Source organism: Nocardioides cynanchi, assembly GCF_008761635.1.
Taxonomy (GTDB): Bacteria; Actinomycetota; Actinomycetes; order Propionibacteriales; family Nocardioidaceae; genus Nocardioides; species Nocardioides cynanchi.
Genome location: NZ_CP044344.1, coordinates 1,116,309 through 1,130,209 on the forward strand (window position 1 = coordinate 1,116,309; position 13,901 = coordinate 1,130,209).

At 72.3% G+C, this 13,901-nt stretch carries 15 protein-coding genes; 6 read left to right on the top strand and 9 right to left on the bottom strand.

From position 1 onward, the window contains the following. Positions 1–6: 6 nt before the first annotated feature. Genes E3N83_RS05605 through E3N83_RS05615 form a run of 3 tightly spaced genes read right to left on the bottom strand, consistent with a single transcriptional unit; the run spans position 7 to position 2,488 of the window. On the bottom strand, positions 7–1,158 hold the full coding sequence (locus tag E3N83_RS05605) for an SPFH domain-containing protein (RefSeq protein WP_151082361.1): 1,152 nt from the start codon (positions 1,156–1,158) through the stop codon (positions 7–9). Positions 1,159–1,186: 28 nt separating this feature from the next. Continuing rightward, entirely contained in the window at positions 1,187–1,648 is a 462-nt protein-coding gene (locus tag E3N83_RS05610) for an NfeD family protein (protein WP_151082362.1), read from the bottom strand. A gap of 36 nt (positions 1,649–1,684) precedes the next feature. Beyond that, a complete protein-coding gene (locus E3N83_RS05615) occupies positions 1,685–2,488 on the bottom strand; it encodes an ABC transporter ATP-binding protein (protein WP_151082363.1) in 804 nt (267 codons plus the stop codon). A gap of 53 nt (positions 2,489–2,541) precedes the next feature. On the opposite strand from E3N83_RS05615, the gene E3N83_RS05620 reads away from it, so the two are divergent. Beyond that, a complete protein-coding gene (locus E3N83_RS05620) occupies positions 2,542–3,279 on the top strand; it encodes a hypothetical protein (protein ID WP_151082364.1) in 738 nt (245 codons plus the stop codon). 255 nt (positions 3,280–3,534) lie between these two features. Here the strand turns inward: E3N83_RS05620 and E3N83_RS05625 are convergent, their stop codons facing one another. Together E3N83_RS05625 and E3N83_RS05630 are read right to left on the bottom strand one after the other, a co-directional pair. After that, positions 3,535–3,969 carry a DUF805 domain-containing protein gene (locus E3N83_RS05625; protein ID WP_151082365.1) on the bottom strand — a complete coding sequence of 145 codons (435 nt, stop codon included), beginning with the start codon at positions 3,967–3,969 and terminating at the stop codon, positions 3,535–3,537. A gap of 41 nt (positions 3,970–4,010) precedes the next feature. Then, entirely contained in the window at positions 4,011–4,361 is a 351-nt protein-coding gene (locus E3N83_RS05630; RefSeq protein ID WP_151082366.1) for a VOC family protein, read from the bottom strand. Positions 4,362–4,421: 60 nt separating this feature from the next. On the opposite strand from E3N83_RS05630, the gene serB reads away from it, so the two are divergent. Beyond that, positions 4,422–5,636 carry a phosphoserine phosphatase SerB gene (serB, locus tag E3N83_RS05635; RefSeq protein WP_151082367.1) on the top strand — a complete coding sequence of 405 codons (1,215 nt, stop codon included), beginning with the start codon at positions 4,422–4,424 and terminating at the stop codon, positions 5,634–5,636. Between the two features lie 9 nt (positions 5,637–5,645). Here the strand turns inward: serB and E3N83_RS05640 are convergent, their stop codons facing one another. Further along, positions 5,646–6,161: a SixA phosphatase family protein gene (locus E3N83_RS05640; RefSeq protein WP_238343084.1), complete on the bottom strand. Its 516-nt coding sequence runs from the start codon at positions 6,159–6,161 to the stop codon at positions 5,646–5,648. A gap of 34 nt (positions 6,162–6,195) precedes the next feature. On the opposite strand from E3N83_RS05640, the gene E3N83_RS05645 reads away from it, so the two are divergent. Next, positions 6,196–7,215: a cyanophycinase gene (locus tag E3N83_RS05645; RefSeq protein ID WP_151082368.1), complete on the top strand. Its 1,020-nt coding sequence runs from the start codon at positions 6,196–6,198 to the stop codon at positions 7,213–7,215. Next, positions 7,212–9,992, top strand: coding sequence for a cyanophycin synthetase (cphA, locus tag E3N83_RS05650; protein ID WP_151082369.1), 2,781 nt, complete (start codon positions 7,212–7,214; stop codon positions 9,990–9,992). The genes E3N83_RS05645 and cphA overlap by 4 nt, the downstream gene beginning before the upstream one ends. On the opposite strand, the gene pdxR is transcribed toward cphA, so the two are convergent. Continuing rightward, complete coding sequence (gene pdxR / locus E3N83_RS05655; RefSeq protein ID WP_151082370.1) at positions 9,959–11,416, bottom strand: MocR-like pyridoxine biosynthesis transcription factor PdxR; 1,458 nt, start codon at positions 11,414–11,416, stop codon at positions 9,959–9,961. The two genes, cphA and pdxR, sit on opposite strands and share 34 nt — an antisense overlap. 82 nt (positions 11,417–11,498) lie before the next feature. Here pdxR and E3N83_RS05660 point away from each other — a divergent pair, with 82 nt between their 5' ends. Further along, positions 11,499–12,002, top strand: coding sequence for a carboxymuconolactone decarboxylase family protein (locus E3N83_RS05660; RefSeq protein ID WP_202879329.1), 504 nt, complete (start codon positions 11,499–11,501; stop codon positions 12,000–12,002). Here E3N83_RS05660 and E3N83_RS05665 read toward each other — a convergent pair. Then, positions 11,935–12,495, bottom strand: coding sequence for an rRNA adenine N-6-methyltransferase family protein (locus tag E3N83_RS05665; protein WP_151082371.1), 561 nt, complete (start codon positions 12,493–12,495; stop codon positions 11,935–11,937). The genes E3N83_RS05660 and E3N83_RS05665 overlap by 68 nt on opposite strands. 166 nt (positions 12,496–12,661) lie before the next feature. Between E3N83_RS05665 and E3N83_RS05670 the strand changes: the two genes are divergently transcribed. After that, positions 12,662–13,381 (top strand): metallophosphoesterase family protein, encoded by a 720-nt coding sequence (locus tag E3N83_RS05670; protein WP_151082372.1) that lies wholly within the window; start codon positions 12,662–12,664, stop codon positions 13,379–13,381. Here E3N83_RS05670 and E3N83_RS05675 read toward each other — a convergent pair. Next, positions 13,358–13,882: a Crp/Fnr family transcriptional regulator gene (locus tag E3N83_RS05675; protein WP_191907970.1), complete on the bottom strand. Its 525-nt coding sequence runs from the start codon at positions 13,880–13,882 to the stop codon at positions 13,358–13,360. The genes E3N83_RS05670 and E3N83_RS05675 overlap by 24 nt on opposite strands. Positions 13,883–13,901 lie beyond the last annotated feature (19 nt).

Genomic DNA, 13,901 nt, shown 5'->3' on the forward strand with positions numbered 1-13,901 from the left:
GGGCTGTCACTGGGCGGGCGCGGCTCCGGTGCCGTCGTCGGTGCCGGCGCCGGCGGCGGGATCGGTGCCCGCGCCCGGCAGCTCGGAGTTGCGACCCGGGTTGGCCGAGCGCTCGGCCTCCGCGATGGCGTCCTCGACGGCCCGGTTGGCCTTGGACAGCTCGCTGTCGAGGGCTCCCGAGCCGGCGAGCGACGCGGGCTCGGAGGAACCCATGTCGACCCGCTTGAGCGGTCCGTCCACCTTCTGCGGGATGCCGGCGACCTCGTGGACCGAGGAGCCGAGCCCCTCCAGCGCCTTGGTGATCTCCGAGGGGATGACCCACACCTTGTTGGCGTCGCCGGCGGCGATCTTGGGCATCATCTGGAGGTACTGGTAGGCGAGCAGGGCCTGGTCGGGCTGCCCGTCGTGGATCGCCTGGAACACCGTCTGGATCGCCTGTCCCTCACCCTGGGCCCTCAGGATCGCGGCCTCGCGGTCGGCCTGGGCACGCAGGATCAGCGACTCGCGGTCACCCTCGGCGTTCAGGATGGCGGATTGCTTGTTGCCCTCCGCGGAGAGGATCGCGGCCTGGCGCGAGCCCTCGGCGGTGAGGATCACGGCCCGCTTCTCGCGGTCGGCCCGCATCTGCTTCTCCATCGAGTCCTTGATCGAGGGCGGCGGGTCGATGCCCTTGAGCTCCACCCGGTTCACCCGGATGCCCCACTTGCCGGTGGCCTCGTCGAGCACGCCACGCAGACCGGAGTTGATCTGGTCGCGGCTGGTCAGGGTCGCCTCGAGGTCCATGCCACCGACGATGTTGCGCAGGGTGGTCATGGTCAGCTGCTCGATCGCCTGGATGTAGTTGGCGATCTCGTAGGTCGCCGCGATCGGGTCGGTCACCTGGAAGTAGATGACGGTGTCGATCGAGACCACCAGGTTGTCCTCGGTGATCACCGGCTGCGGCGGGAAGCTCACCACCTGCTCGCGCAGGTCGATCAGGTAGCGCACCTTGTCGATGAACGGAACGACGACGTTCAGCCCTGCGGGCAGCGTCTCCTTGTACTTCCCGAAGCGCTCCAGGATCCCGGCCCGCGCCTGCGGGATGATCCGCACGGTCCGGGCCAGGAGCACGACCACGAACAGCACGATCAGGATCAGAAGTGCGTACACGACTGTCATCGAACGGTTCCTCTCTCAGGGGTGCGGGCTACGGCAGGATCTCGTCCACCGGGTGGACGAAGGCCGTGGCTCCGCGGATGGCGAACACCTCGACGGTGGCGCCGGATGGAATGGTCAGGGAGTCGTCGTACGGCTGTGCGCTCCAGATCTCTCCACCGATCTTGACCCGGCCCGGCTGCTGGGTCGACAGGGCCTCGGTCACGACGCCCTGATGGCCGACCAGCTTGTCGTGTCCGGTCACCAAGGTCGGACCGTTGTGCAGCTTCGCGATCAGGTTGGGCCTGACGAGCGTCAGCATGGCTGCGGCTCCGCCACCGGCGAGCAGCACCTGGAGGACCACCGGGAACGACGCGAGGGCGGCCAGGGCGCCGACGACGGCGCCGACCGCCAGCATCAGCAGGACCAGGTCGAGGCTGAGCATCTCGGCCATGCCGAGGCCCACCGCCAGAACCATCCAGACGGCCCAGAGGTGATTCCCCAGCCACTCCACGCTTTCAGCCTAGTCGCTTCCGGGTCGTCAGCCTGCTCACTCGGCGGTGCGGCGCCTCGTGCGGCGCCGGGCGGCCCAGCGGCCGGCCTCGTGGGAGAGCACCAGCGGCATCCCGAAGGTCTCGGTCAGGTGCTCCTCGGTGACCACCTCGCGCAGCGGCCCGGCCGCGACGACGGTGCCTGACCGCAGCAGGAGGGCATGGGTGAAACCGGGCGGGATCTCCTCGACGTGGTGCGAGACCAGGACGGTGGCCGGCGAGGAGGGGTCGAGGGCCAGCGCGGACAGCGTCGAGACCAGGTCCTCGCGGCCACCGAGATCGAGCCCGGCCGCCGGCTCGTCGAGCAGCAGGAGCTCGGGGTCCGCCATCAGGGCCCGCGCGATCTGGACCCGCTTGCGCTCGCCCTCGCTGAGGGTCCCGAACGTCCGGTCGAGGAGGTGACCGGCCCCCACCGAGTCGAGCAGGTCACGGGCCCGGTCGTGGTCGAGGTCGTCGTAGGCCTCCCGCCAGCGCCCCACCACGGCGTACGACGCCGAGACGACGACGTCGCGGACCGGCTCCTCACGCGGGATCCGCTCGGCCAGCGCGGCGCTGGTCAGCCCGATCCGCGGGCGCAGCTCGAAGACGTCGACGGTGCCGAGCACCTCGTCCAGGATGCCCGCGACACCGTCGGTCGGGTGGATCTGGGCCGAGGCGACCTGGAGCAGGGTGGTCTTCCCGGCGCCGTTCGGCCCGAGCACCACCCATCGCTCACCCTCGGCGACGCGCCACGAGATCTTGTCCAGCAGCGTCGCCGATCCCCGTCGCACGGTCACCTCGGCGAACTCGATCACCGCGACCATGCGGCAACCCTAGCGACTTCCGGGCCGCTCCCGGGCGCGTAGGGTGACCGCCCGTGCCAGCCCGTCACCCGTCGCCGCTCCCGGTGTCGGGACGCCTCGCCTGGTGGGGTACGGCGTGGCTGCGCGGGCTCGTCGTCACCGACCTGGTGCTCGACGCCGTCCTCGGCGACGACGCCACCCACGTGGTCGCGGGCCTCCCCGGCGTCGACGGTCCGGTCCCGCTCGCCCGGGCGCTGGCCGAGCTGCGCCTGGCCGGTGCGACCGGGCTGGGGCTGGCCGTCCCGGCCCCGGGCGACCCGGTCGGTCTGGGTGGTCCGCCCGCGTTCAACACCGCCGCCCTCGAGTCGGGCCAGGCCGCCGTCTCGGTGGGTCTGGGGCTGGTCCCGCTCCGGGTCGGCGCCGCCGTCGAGTGGACGGCGTACGACGCCCTGCCGCGCCAGCTCAGTGATGTCGGCGAGTGCGACCGGGCGCTGCGACTGGCGCTCCAGGAGGCTGCGGGAACGCTGGCCGACCTCGACGTCGCCCGGTGGCGCCCGGAGGTGGCCGACGCGTTGCTCAACCTGCGGCACCGGCCCGAGCTCGCGCCGCCGCCCGGCACGCCGGGCCGGTGCGTGGAGCTGGCCGGGCGGTCACTCCAGTCGCTGGGCATCGTCGACCTCGCGCTGGAGGACGACGGCTCGTCCCTCGACGCCGGCCGCGCCGCGGCACGACGAGAGGCCCTGGCGCCGCTCGCCGCAGCGGCGCGCCGCGGCCTGGTGGCCGCCTGCTCGCCCGAGGTCTGGCCCGAGTGAGGTCGTTCTGCCCCGGCGGAGCCGGGGCAGAACGACCGAACGAGCGGCGAAGCGAACTCGTTCGCAAGCCGACCATCTGACGGGGCAGAACGACCGAGCGAGCGGCGCAGCGAGCCCGCTCGCAAGCCGACCAAGCGACGGGGCAGAACGACCGAACGAGCGGCGAAGCGAACTCGTTCGCAAGCCGACCATCTGACGGGGCAGAACGACCGAACGAGCGGCGCAGCGAGCCGGATCGCGTGCCGACCGGACGGCTCAGCCGTTGCCGCCGTACCCGTTGCCGCCGTACCCGTAGCCCCCGGGCCCTCCGCCGGTTGCTGCGCCGGCACCCTTCGGCGACGGTCCGTACTTGTTGTCGGCGTGGCTGTCGGTGCACCACCACACGATCAGGATGATCCAGCCGACGAGGATGACGATCCACAGCAGCTGCCACCAGCCCGAGCGCCCGGTGTCGTGCAGCCGCCGGGCGCCGACGGCCAGGGACGGCAGCAGCAGCGCGAGATTGGCCAGGGAGCCGACCAGACCGTTGCCACCGACCGTGGTGGTGCCGAGGACGGCGTCGATGACCCCCGCCACGAGGCCGACCATCACGGTGAACAGCACCCACCACCAGAACTCGGAGCGGCGCGCCCGGCCGTTGAAGTCGGCGTACTTGTTCAGGCAGAGCTTGACGGCATCGGGGAACTGCATGGGACCTCCCAGGTCTGGCAGCACCGTAGCGTCTCGTGACCTCAGGCGCGGGTCCAGACCGCGAGCTCGTTGCCGGCGGGGTCGGTGAAGTGGAAGCGCCGTCCGCCCGGGAACTCGAACGGCTCTTCGGTGACCCGGCCGCCCGCGGCTCGCACCCCGGCCAGGGTGGCGTCGAGGTCGTCGCTGTAGAGGATCACCAGGGGCAGCCCGGCCCCCGCCGGTCGGGCCGGGTTGAGGCCGCCCATCTCGTCGTCGCCCCCGGGTCGCTGGATGCCGGAGTAGTCGGGACCGTAGTCGTTGAAGGACCAGCCGAAGGCGTCGTCGTAGAAGCGCTGGGCGGCCGCCAGGTCGGGGGCCGCCAGCTCGATGTAGTCGAAGGTGTGGTGTCGCATGCCGGACACGCTACGGACAGGCACCGACAACCGTCAGCACCCGGATAACCTCGAGTCCTGATGACCGAGCACAAGCCGGAGACCCTCCTCCTGACCGTCTCCGGGAAGGACCGGCCGGGCGTCACGTCGGCCATGTTCACCACCCTGACCAGGGCCGGCGTCGAGGTCCTCGACATCGAGCAGATCGTGCTGCGGCGACGGCTGATCCTCGGCATCCTGGTCACGGCTCCCCGGGACTGGAAGCGGTTGCGCGCCGCGATCGAGGAGACCGCCGCCGCCCTCGGCATGAGCGTCGAGGTGGACCGGGGCATCGGCGACAACAAGGTACGACGCGAGGGCCGCTCCCACGTCACCGTGATCGGTGCGCCGCTCAAGGCCGCGGCGATGGCGGCGGTCGCCGGCCGGATCGCCGACAGCGGCGCGAACATCGACCGGATCGAGCGGATGGCGCGCTACCCGGTCACCGCCATCGACCTCCACGTCTCCGGCACCGACCCCGACCGGCTCCGGGCGCTGCTCAGCGCCGAGGCGGCCGCCCAGGGCGTCGACATCGCGGTCCAGTCGGCCAACCTGCTCCGCCGGGCGATGCGGCTGATCGTGATGGACGTCGACTCGACGCTGATCCAGGGCGAGGTGATCGAGCTGCTGGCCGCCCACAGCGGGCACCGGGCGGAGGTCGCGGCGGTGACCGAGCGTGCGATGCGGGGCGAGCTCGACTTCGAGGAGTCGCTCCGGGCCCGGGTCTCGTTGCTCGCCGGGATCCCCAGCACCGCGCTCGACGAGGTGTACGACGAGCTGGTCCTCGCCCCGGGCGCCCGCACCCTGGTCCGCACCCTGCGGCGCCTCAACTACCGCTTCGCCCTGGTCTCCGGCGGCTTCAGCCAGATCACCGACCGGCTGGCCGACGATCTCGGCATCCACTACACACGCGCCAACGAGCTCGAGATCGTGGACGGCGTCCTCACCGGCCGCATCGTCGGCGACGTCGTGGACCGGGCCGGCAAGGCCAGCGCCTTGCGCTACTTCGCCGAGCAGGTCGGCGTCCCCCTCGAGGCCGTGGTCGCGATCGGCGACGGCGCCAACGACCTCGACATGCTGGGCATCGCCGGCCTCGGCATCGCCTACAACGCCAAGCAGCTCGTGCAGGACGCCGCCGACACCACGGTGAACGTCCCCTACCTCGACGCGATCATCTACCTGCTCGGCATCTCCCGCGAGGAGGTCGAGGCGTTCGACGCCGAGTACGGCGTGGTCACCCCCGCCCCCCCGCTCTGAGCGGAGAGGTCAGCCACGTCCGACGTGGAAGGCGACCAGGCGGGCCGAGGCGAGATCGAGGTCGCGCCAGGTGCCGGCCACCTCGAAGCGCGCAAGCGCCGAGGTGGGGAAGCCGGTCGCCATCTCGTTCCCGGCCTCGACGTCGCCGGTGCCGTCGTCGAGCAGCTGGGCGAGATAGGCAGCGGTGGGGTTGTGCCCGACCACGATCAGCGACGTCACGTCGGACGGCGTCTCGCGGACCAGGTCGAGCGCGGTCTCGGGTCCGGCGAGGTAGAGGCTCTCCGACAGCGTCACCGCCGCCTCGAACGAGCCTCCCTCGGCGACCGCCAGCCAGGTGGTCGCGGTCCGTCTCGCCGAGGAGACCAGGGCGGCATCGGGGAGGAAGTCGCGGTCGGCCAGCCAGCGCCCGGCCTCGAGTGCGTCGGCGTACCCCTTGGCGGCGAGCTCCCGTTCGGCGTCACTGTCACCGTGCGGCTCCGCCTTGGCATGCCGCATCACCACCAGCTCGCGCACCTGCTCCCTCACAGGCGAACTCTCGCACCGGCTAGCCTTCCCTGTCATGCCCGACACCGACGCGCCAACCCACACGTCGGAGCGCAGCGGGCGCCTGATGATCATCGGCGGAGCCGAGGACAAGCTGCGCCAGCGCACGATCCTGCGCGACTTCGTGAGCGCCAGCGGTGGCGCCCAGGCCCGGATCGTGGTGGTCCCGACCGCCTCCAGCCTCGGTGAGGAGGTCGTCGAGGTGTACGACGCCCTGTTCCGCAAGCTGGGCGCCGGCGACGTCGTGGCCTGCCGCCCCGAGAGCCGCAGCGAGTCCCACGACCCGGCACGGGTCGCCCTGATCGACCAGGCCACGGGTGTCTTCATGACCGGCGGCAACCAGCTCAAGCTGTCGGCCGTCATCTGCGGCACTCCGGTCGGCGACGCGATCGTACGGGCGCACGCCCGCGGCGCGGTGGTCGGCGGGACCTCGGCAGGCGCCAGCATCCAGTCGTCGCACATGGTGGCGTTCGGTGTTCCCGGAGCGACCCCCAAGCAGCGGATGACGCAGGTCGCGGCCGGGCTCGGGCTGCTGGACACCACGGTCATCGACCAGCACTTCGACCAGCGCAACCGCTACGGCCGGCTGCTGATGATCGTCTCCCAGTCGCCGCAGCTGCTGGGCATCGGTGTCGACGAGGACACCTGCGCCACCGTCACCGTCGAGGAGAGCCACGAGGTGCTGCGGGTCACCGGGCGAGGTGCGGTGACGATCCTCGACCCGGCGCACCTGGTGACCAACTCGTACGAGGCGAAGCGCTCCAGCCCCCTGCTCGCCAGCGGCATCGTCCTGCACGTGCTGCCGGCCGGCGCGGCGTACGACCTGACCTCGCGCACTCTGGTGCCGCACGCCCCGCGCGTGTCCCGCCAGGACGCCGCTGAGCTGGCGGAGGCCCAGGCCGACATGCGCCGGCTGGCCCGCGACATCGCCGCCGACGACATCTCGCCGGCCACCCTGCGGCGGCGGCTGGCCCGCGCCCGTACGACCCGCAAGACTGTCCCGACCGAGCACCAGCAGGACGGAGCCCCCCGGTGACCGAGCGCCCCACCCCGGACCTGACGATCGAGGAGACCCGCGTCTACCGCGGGCCCAACGTGTGGTCCTACGACAAGGCGATCCACCTGGTGGTGGATCTCGGCTCGCTGGAGCAGTTCCCCACCGACAAGCTGCCCGGGTTCACCGAGCACCTCCTCGAGGCGCTCCCGGGCCTGTCCCACCACTCCTGCTCCCGAGGCCGCAAGGGTGGCTTCGTGGAGCGCCTCCACGAGGGCACCTGGCTCGGGCACGTCACCGAGCACGCCGCGCTCGCGTTGCAGCAGGTCGTCGGGCACGACATCCGGCGCGGCAAGACGCGGGGCATCAAGGGCGAGACCGGTCGCTACAACGTGATCTACGGCTACATCGACGAGAACGTCGGGCTCGCGGCCGGCACCCTGGCCGCCCGCCTGGTCAACCACCTCATCCAGGCCGACCCGTCGTTCGACTGGGAGGAGGAGCTGGAGACCTTCATCCTCCGCGCCGAACGCACGGCGTTCGGACCTTCCACCCAGGCCATCCTCGACGAGGCGGTCAGCCGCGACATCCCGTGGATCCGGCTCAACCAGTACTCCCTGGTGCAGCTCGGCCAGGGGGTCCACGCCAAGCGGATCCGGGCCACGATGACCTCGGAGACCAGCTCGATCGCGGTCGACATCGCCTCCGACAAGGACCTCACCACCAAGCTGCTCGGCGCGGCCGGGCTGCCGGTCCCCAAGCAGGAGTCGGTCCGCTCGGCCGACCAGGCGGTCTCCGCGGCCCGGCGGATCGGGTTCCCGGTCGTGGTCAAGCCGCTCGACGGCAACCACGGGCGAGGCGTCTGCCTCAACCTGGCGAACGACGACGACGTGCGCGAGGCCTTCCCGGTCGCCGAGGAGCAGTCGCGCCGGGGCGTGTGCATCGTGGAGTCCTTCGTGACCGGCAAGGACTACCGCTGCCTGATCATCGACGGCCGGATGGCCGCGATCGCCGAGCGGGTGCCCGCCTCGGTCACCGGCGACGGCCGGTCCACGGTGCGCGAGCTGGTCGACCTGACCAACGCCGACCCGCGCCGCGGGGTGGGCCACGAGAAGGTGCTGACCCGGATCAAGGTCGACGCCGCGGCCGAGGAGGTCCTGGCCGGTCAGGGCCACTCGCTGGACTCGGTGCCCGCCGACGGCGAGACCGTGAAGCTGGCCCTGACCGGCAACATGTCGACCGGCGGCATCTCGATCGACCGCACCTTCGAGGCCCACCCGGAGAACGTCGAGATCGCCGAGGAGGCGGCCCGGATGATCGGGCTCGACATCGCGGGCATCGACTTCATCTGCCCCGACATCACCGAGCCGGTCCGCGAGACCGGTGGTGCCATCTGCGAGGTCAACGCCGCGCCCGGCTTCCGGATGCACACGCACCCGACCATCGGGGAGCCGCAGTTCATCTCCAAGCCCGTCGTCGACATGCTGTTCCCGCCGGGTGCTGCCTCGCGGATCCCGATCGTCGCGGTCACCGGCACCAACGGAAAGACCACGACGTCGCGGATGATCAGCCACATCTTCAAGGGGATGGGCCGCAAGGTCGGCATGACGTCGACCGACGGCGTCGTGATCGACGAGCGCCTGCTGATCCGCGCCGACGCCTCCGGACCGCGCAGCGCCCGGATGGTCCTGCAGAACCCCCGCGTCGACTTCGCGGTCTTCGAGGTCGCCCGCGGCGGCATCCTCCGGGAGGGCCTGGGCTACGAGCGCAACGACGTCGCGGTGGTCCTCAACGTCCAGCCCGACCACCTCGGCCTGCGCGGCATCGACACCGTCGAGCAGCTGGCCGACGTGAAGGCCGTGATCGTCGAGGCCGTCCCGCGAGACGGGCACGCCGTACTCAACGCCGACGACCCCCTGGTGCGGGAGATGCGGCGCCGGTGCTCGGGACAGGTCGTCTGGTTCTCGATGGACGAGCCCGGGTCGGAGATCCGGGAGATGATCGAGGCCCACTGCCGACGCGGCGGCAAGGCGCTGGTGCTCAACCCGTCCGAGCGTGGCGAGATGATCGTGGTCAAGCACGGGCGCCGCGAGATGCAGCTCGCCTGGACCCACCTGCTCCCGGCGACGTTCAACGGCCGGGCCCGGATGAACGTGCAGAACACCCTGGCCGCGGCTGCGGCCGCGTTCGCCGCCGGCGCCCCGCTGCACGACATCCGGCAGGGCCTGCGCACCTTCTCGACCAGCTACTACCTCTCCCCCGGCCGTCTCAACGAGGTCGACGTGAACGGCGTGAACGTGATCGTCGACTACTGCCACAACGCCCCTGGCATGCGGATGCTCGGCGACTTCGTGGACCGGGTCGGCGAGACCCTGACCAGCACCTCCGAGCTCGGCAAGCCGTCCCGGATCGGCGTCATCGCCACCGCCGGCGACCGGCGCGACGAGGACATGCGCGAGCTGGGTCAGGTCGCGGCCCAGCACTTCGACGTCGTGATCGTCCGCGAGGACGTGGCCCTGCGCCGGCGCCAGCGAGGCGAGACCGCTGCCCTGGTCGCCGAGGGCGTCAAGGCGGCGATGGCCGACGGCGCCCGTTGCAAGCAGGTGGAGCTGGAGCTCGACGAGATCGCGGCCGTGCGCAACGCTTTGGTGCGGGCCAACCCCGGTGACCTGATGGTGATCTGCGTCGACAAGCACGCCGAGGTGATGAGCGAGCTGGAGAACTGGTCGAAGCAGGCCCAGGCCGGCTCGAGCGCCCACCCGGACGCACCGTCGGCGGACCCCGACTACACGCCCGCGGAGCCGGTCGAGGTCTCCTGACGGACGCCCGGCCGGACGACCTCGACGAGGCGGCGCAGGGCGTCGGGGATCGCCTGGGCGTCGACCCCGCCGAACCCGAGCACCAGGCCCGCTCGCGGCGGCTGCTCGCGGAAGTGCGTCGACAGCGCCTCGACCCGCACACCGCGAGCCGCCGCCCGCGCGACCACCGCCCGGTCGTCGGTCTGCGGATCGCGGAACAGCGCACATACGTGAAGTCCCGCCACGGACGGTACGACGCGCAGGACGTCGTCCAGCTCGCCCAGCCCGGCCAGCATCAGGCCTCTCCGCTCGGCGTACACGCGACCGGCGCGTCGTACGTGTGCGGCGTGGTGACCCTCGGCGAGGAACTCGGCGAGTGCCCCCTGGGTGGTCGCATCGCCCTCCCACGTGGTCACCCGCTTGGCCTCGCGCAGGCCGGGCTGCAAGGACCGCGGTGCGACCAGGAAGCCGGTCCGCAGCGCCGGCAGGAGTGACTTGGAGAACGTGCCGACGTAGACGACCCGCCCCTCGCGGTCCAGGCTCTGGAGGGGCTCGACCGGCTGGTCGGAGAAGCGGAACTCGCTGTCGTAGTCGTCCTCGACGACGACAGCGTCGTGCTCGACCGCCCAGCTCAGCAGCGCGACCCGCCGGCGCAAGGACATCGGGATCCCGGTCGGAAACTGGTGTGACGGGGTGACGTACACCAGCCGGGCGTCCGGCGGCAGGGCGTCGACCACCAGCCCCTCGGCGTCGACGGGGATCCCGCGCACGTCCGCTCGGTGGGTCTCCAGCAGGCGGCCGACGGCGGCGTAGCCCGGATCCTCGACCGCGACCGTGGCACCGGGCTCGAGGAGCACGCGCGCCACCAGGTCGACCGCCTGCTGAGCGCCGGCGGTGACGATGACGTCCTCTCCCGCCGCCGCCACCGAGCGGGTCAGGCCGAGGAGTCGGGCGATCTCGGCCTGCAGCCGCCAGACCCCGCGACCGGCGTACGTCGCCTCCGCCAGGCGCGAGCGCCGCAGCTGCCGGGCGACCTCGCGACGCCACTGGGCGAGCGGGAAGAGCGCGGGGTCGGGCAGCCCGATGCCGAGGTCGTGCAGGACGCGTCCGCGCCCCTGCGGCGGCGCGGGTGGCCGGTCCCACAGGTCGAGCGGCTGGACGGCGCCCGGGCGGGCTCGACGCTCCCGGCCGTCCGGTGCGGTGAGCGGGACCGTGGTGACGAAGGTGCCGGCGCCCGGGCGACTCTCGAGGAAGCCCTCGGCGACGAGCCGGTCGTAGGCGACGCTCACAGTGCCCCGAGCGACGCCGAGCTGGACCGCCAGGTCTCGGGTCGACGGCACCCGGTCCCCGGCGACGAGCCGGCCGTCGAGCACGGCGGCACGCAGGGTGAGGTAGATCCGGGCGGTCCGGTCGCCCCGGCCGCCCACGCTCACGTGGAGATCCACGGAGCCACCCTGCCATGTGGACCAGTCAAATGGACCACAACTGGCTCATCCCACTGGTCCGCACCTCACCTAGGTTCGTGCCATGACCACCTCAACGCTGACCACCGATCTCCACCGTGTTCCGGCCCGCCTCGACGTCGACGCGACCGTGCCGTCCTACAGCAAGGCGATGAGCCACCTGGACACCACCGCGACGCGCGAGCTCGACCGCGTGGGCTTCCCCGCCGGCCTGCGCGAGCTGGTGCGGCTCCGCGCCTCCCAGATCAACGGCTGTGCCTACTGCGTCGACACCCACGCCACCGACGCGGCGTCGGCCGGCGAGAGCCCCCAGCGGGTCAACGCGGTCGCCGTCTGGGCCGAGTCGCCCTTCTTCACCGAGCGCGAGCGTGCCGCGCTGGCCTTCACCGAGTCCGTCACCCGGGTCGCCACGACGCACGTCCCGGCCACCGACTACGAGGCCGTCGCGGCCCACTGGTCGCCCGACGAGGTCGGTGCCCTGCTCTCCCTGATCGTCACCATCAACGCCTGGAACGCCCTCGCCGTCGCGACCCGGGCCTGGGAGCCGGTCCTGACCGGCGGATCCTGAGCACGCAGGCGTCACCCGGGGGCGGGTGGGCGAACGCGGAGCGCGGCACCCGTGGTCCCATCTCGAGGGCGGCCGGGCCGCCGGCACGACGGAGCAGCCCGCGCGCGGCGCCCTCCGCCACCACGAGGTCCGCCGACAGCAGGTGCGGCTCGCGCAGCAGCCTTCTCACCAGGGCGTTGACCCCGTCGTACGGCGGGTTGGCGACCACGCGGAACGGGTGCCCCGGCCAGCGGAAGGCGTCGATCGCCACCTCGACCACCGCGACGCGGGATCCCGCGACGACCGTCCGTAGCCCCGCGGCGCGGCCGGCATGGAGCTCGACCGCCAGCACCCGGGCTCCGGTCCGGGCCAGGGGCAGGGTCAGCGCCCCTCGCCCCGCACCGAGATCGACGACCACGTCGCCGCGGCGCACCGGCGACTCGGCCACGATCCGATCCGCCCACTCAGGCAGGAGAGGGTGCCACCCCCAGCGCCGGGCGCCGGGCCCGGCCACGGCGGACCATCAGCAGGTACGTCACCATGCTCCGCACCCTAGGCAACCGCCCCCTCCGGGCGCGACCGGGTTTCAGGCTCGGGCGGAGTCGGCGGCCTTGCAGCCGGCGGACGGCCACCGCGGACGCCCGCCGGCCACCCGTCGCGTCTACGGCAGGATCACGCCCATGCGGATCCTCGTGCTCTCGGACCTGCACTACCGGCTCCCCCACTACGACTGGCTCGTGCGGGCCAGCGAGCGGGTGGACGCCGTGGCGATCGTCGGAGACCTGGTCGACGTGGTCAGCCCGGTCCCGCACGAGGTGCAGGCGGTCGTGGTGACGACGTACCTCGGGAAGCTCGCCGAGCGCACCCGGGTGCTCGCCGCCTCGGGCAACCACGACCTCGACGGCCCCGGCGCGCACGGTGAGCAGGTGGCGGCCTGGCTGCAGCGGACGAGTCATCCCACGCTGCTCGTGGACGGCATGTCGGTCGACGTCGGCGACACCCGCCTCACGGTCTGCCCGTGGTGGGACGGCCCGGTGACGCGGGCCGAGGTCTCCGCCCAGCTCGCCGCCGCCGCCGTGGACCGGCCGGCCCGCTGGGTGTGGCTCTACCACGCACCACCGGCCGGCACCCCGCTCTGCCACGACGGGCGGCGCACCTTCCCCGACCAGGACCTCGCCGACTGGATCGCCGAGCACCAGCCCGACGCCGTGCTCTGCGGGCACATCCACCAGTCGCCGTGGGCCGACGGGGGCTCGTGGCACGCCCGGCTCGGCCGGACGTGGGTGTTCAACGCCGGCAAGCAGATCGGCCCGGTGCCGGCACACATCACGCTCGACACGGACGCCTGGACGGCCGACTGGTACGGCGTGTTCGAGTCAGAGACCCTGGCCCTGGCCTGAACCGTCGGCCTCGTGGTCGTGGTCGCCCTCGGGGTCGCGGGCCGAGCCGGTGCTGGCGGCCGGGCCCTGATGGTGCAGCAACGAGTCGAGGATCTGGTCGACCAGACCGAGATGGCCACCGGAGTCGGCGAGCTGCCGCTTGACGTCGACCAGGTAGCGGGTCATCCCGTCCAGGCGTGAGGCGGTGGTCCGGAGCACCGTCAGCGCCGCAGCCGGGTGGTCGGTCAGGAACGCGACGGGGTCGTCGGCCACCCGCACCCGGACCGCACCGTCCGCGCGTACGGTCGCGGTGGCCGGTCGGTCCAGCACCGCCGACATCTCCCCGAACACCGCACCCGGAGCGTCGATCCGGGCGAACGGGACCCCGTCGTGCTCGACCACGACCTGCCCGGTCACGAGCACCAGCAGACGGCCTGGCGGAGCGCCCTCCTCGATCAGCAGCTCGCCGTCCGACGCGTCGTGGAGCGGCAGGTCGGAGCAGAGCGCCAGCAGGTCGGTCACCCGTGCAGTGTGGAGGATC

Coding starts and splice junctions, on each gene's coding strand:
- E3N83_RS05615 (WP_151082363.1), bottom strand. CDS start 2,488: ATGGTCGCGGTGATCGAGTTCGCCGAGGTGACCGTGCGACGGGGATCG.
- E3N83_RS05645 (WP_151082368.1), top strand. CDS start 6,196: ATGCCCGACACCGACGCGCCAACCCACACGTCGGAGCGCAGCGGGCGC.
- E3N83_RS05605 (WP_151082361.1), bottom strand. CDS start 1,158: ATGACAGTCGTGTACGCACTTCTGATCCTGATCGTGCTGTTCGTGGTC.
- E3N83_RS05670 (WP_151082372.1), top strand. CDS start 12,662: ATGCGGATCCTCGTGCTCTCGGACCTGCACTACCGGCTCCCCCACTAC.
- E3N83_RS05630 (WP_151082366.1), bottom strand. CDS start 4,361: ATGCGACACCACACCTTCGACTACATCGAGCTGGCGGCCCCCGACCTG.
- E3N83_RS05660 (WP_202879329.1), top strand. CDS start 11,499: ATGACCACCTCAACGCTGACCACCGATCTCCACCGTGTTCCGGCCCGC.
- E3N83_RS05625 (WP_151082365.1), bottom strand. CDS start 3,969: ATGCAGTTCCCCGATGCCGTCAAGCTCTGCCTGAACAAGTACGCCGAC.
- serB (WP_151082367.1), top strand. CDS start 4,422: ATGACCGAGCACAAGCCGGAGACCCTCCTCCTGACCGTCTCCGGGAAG.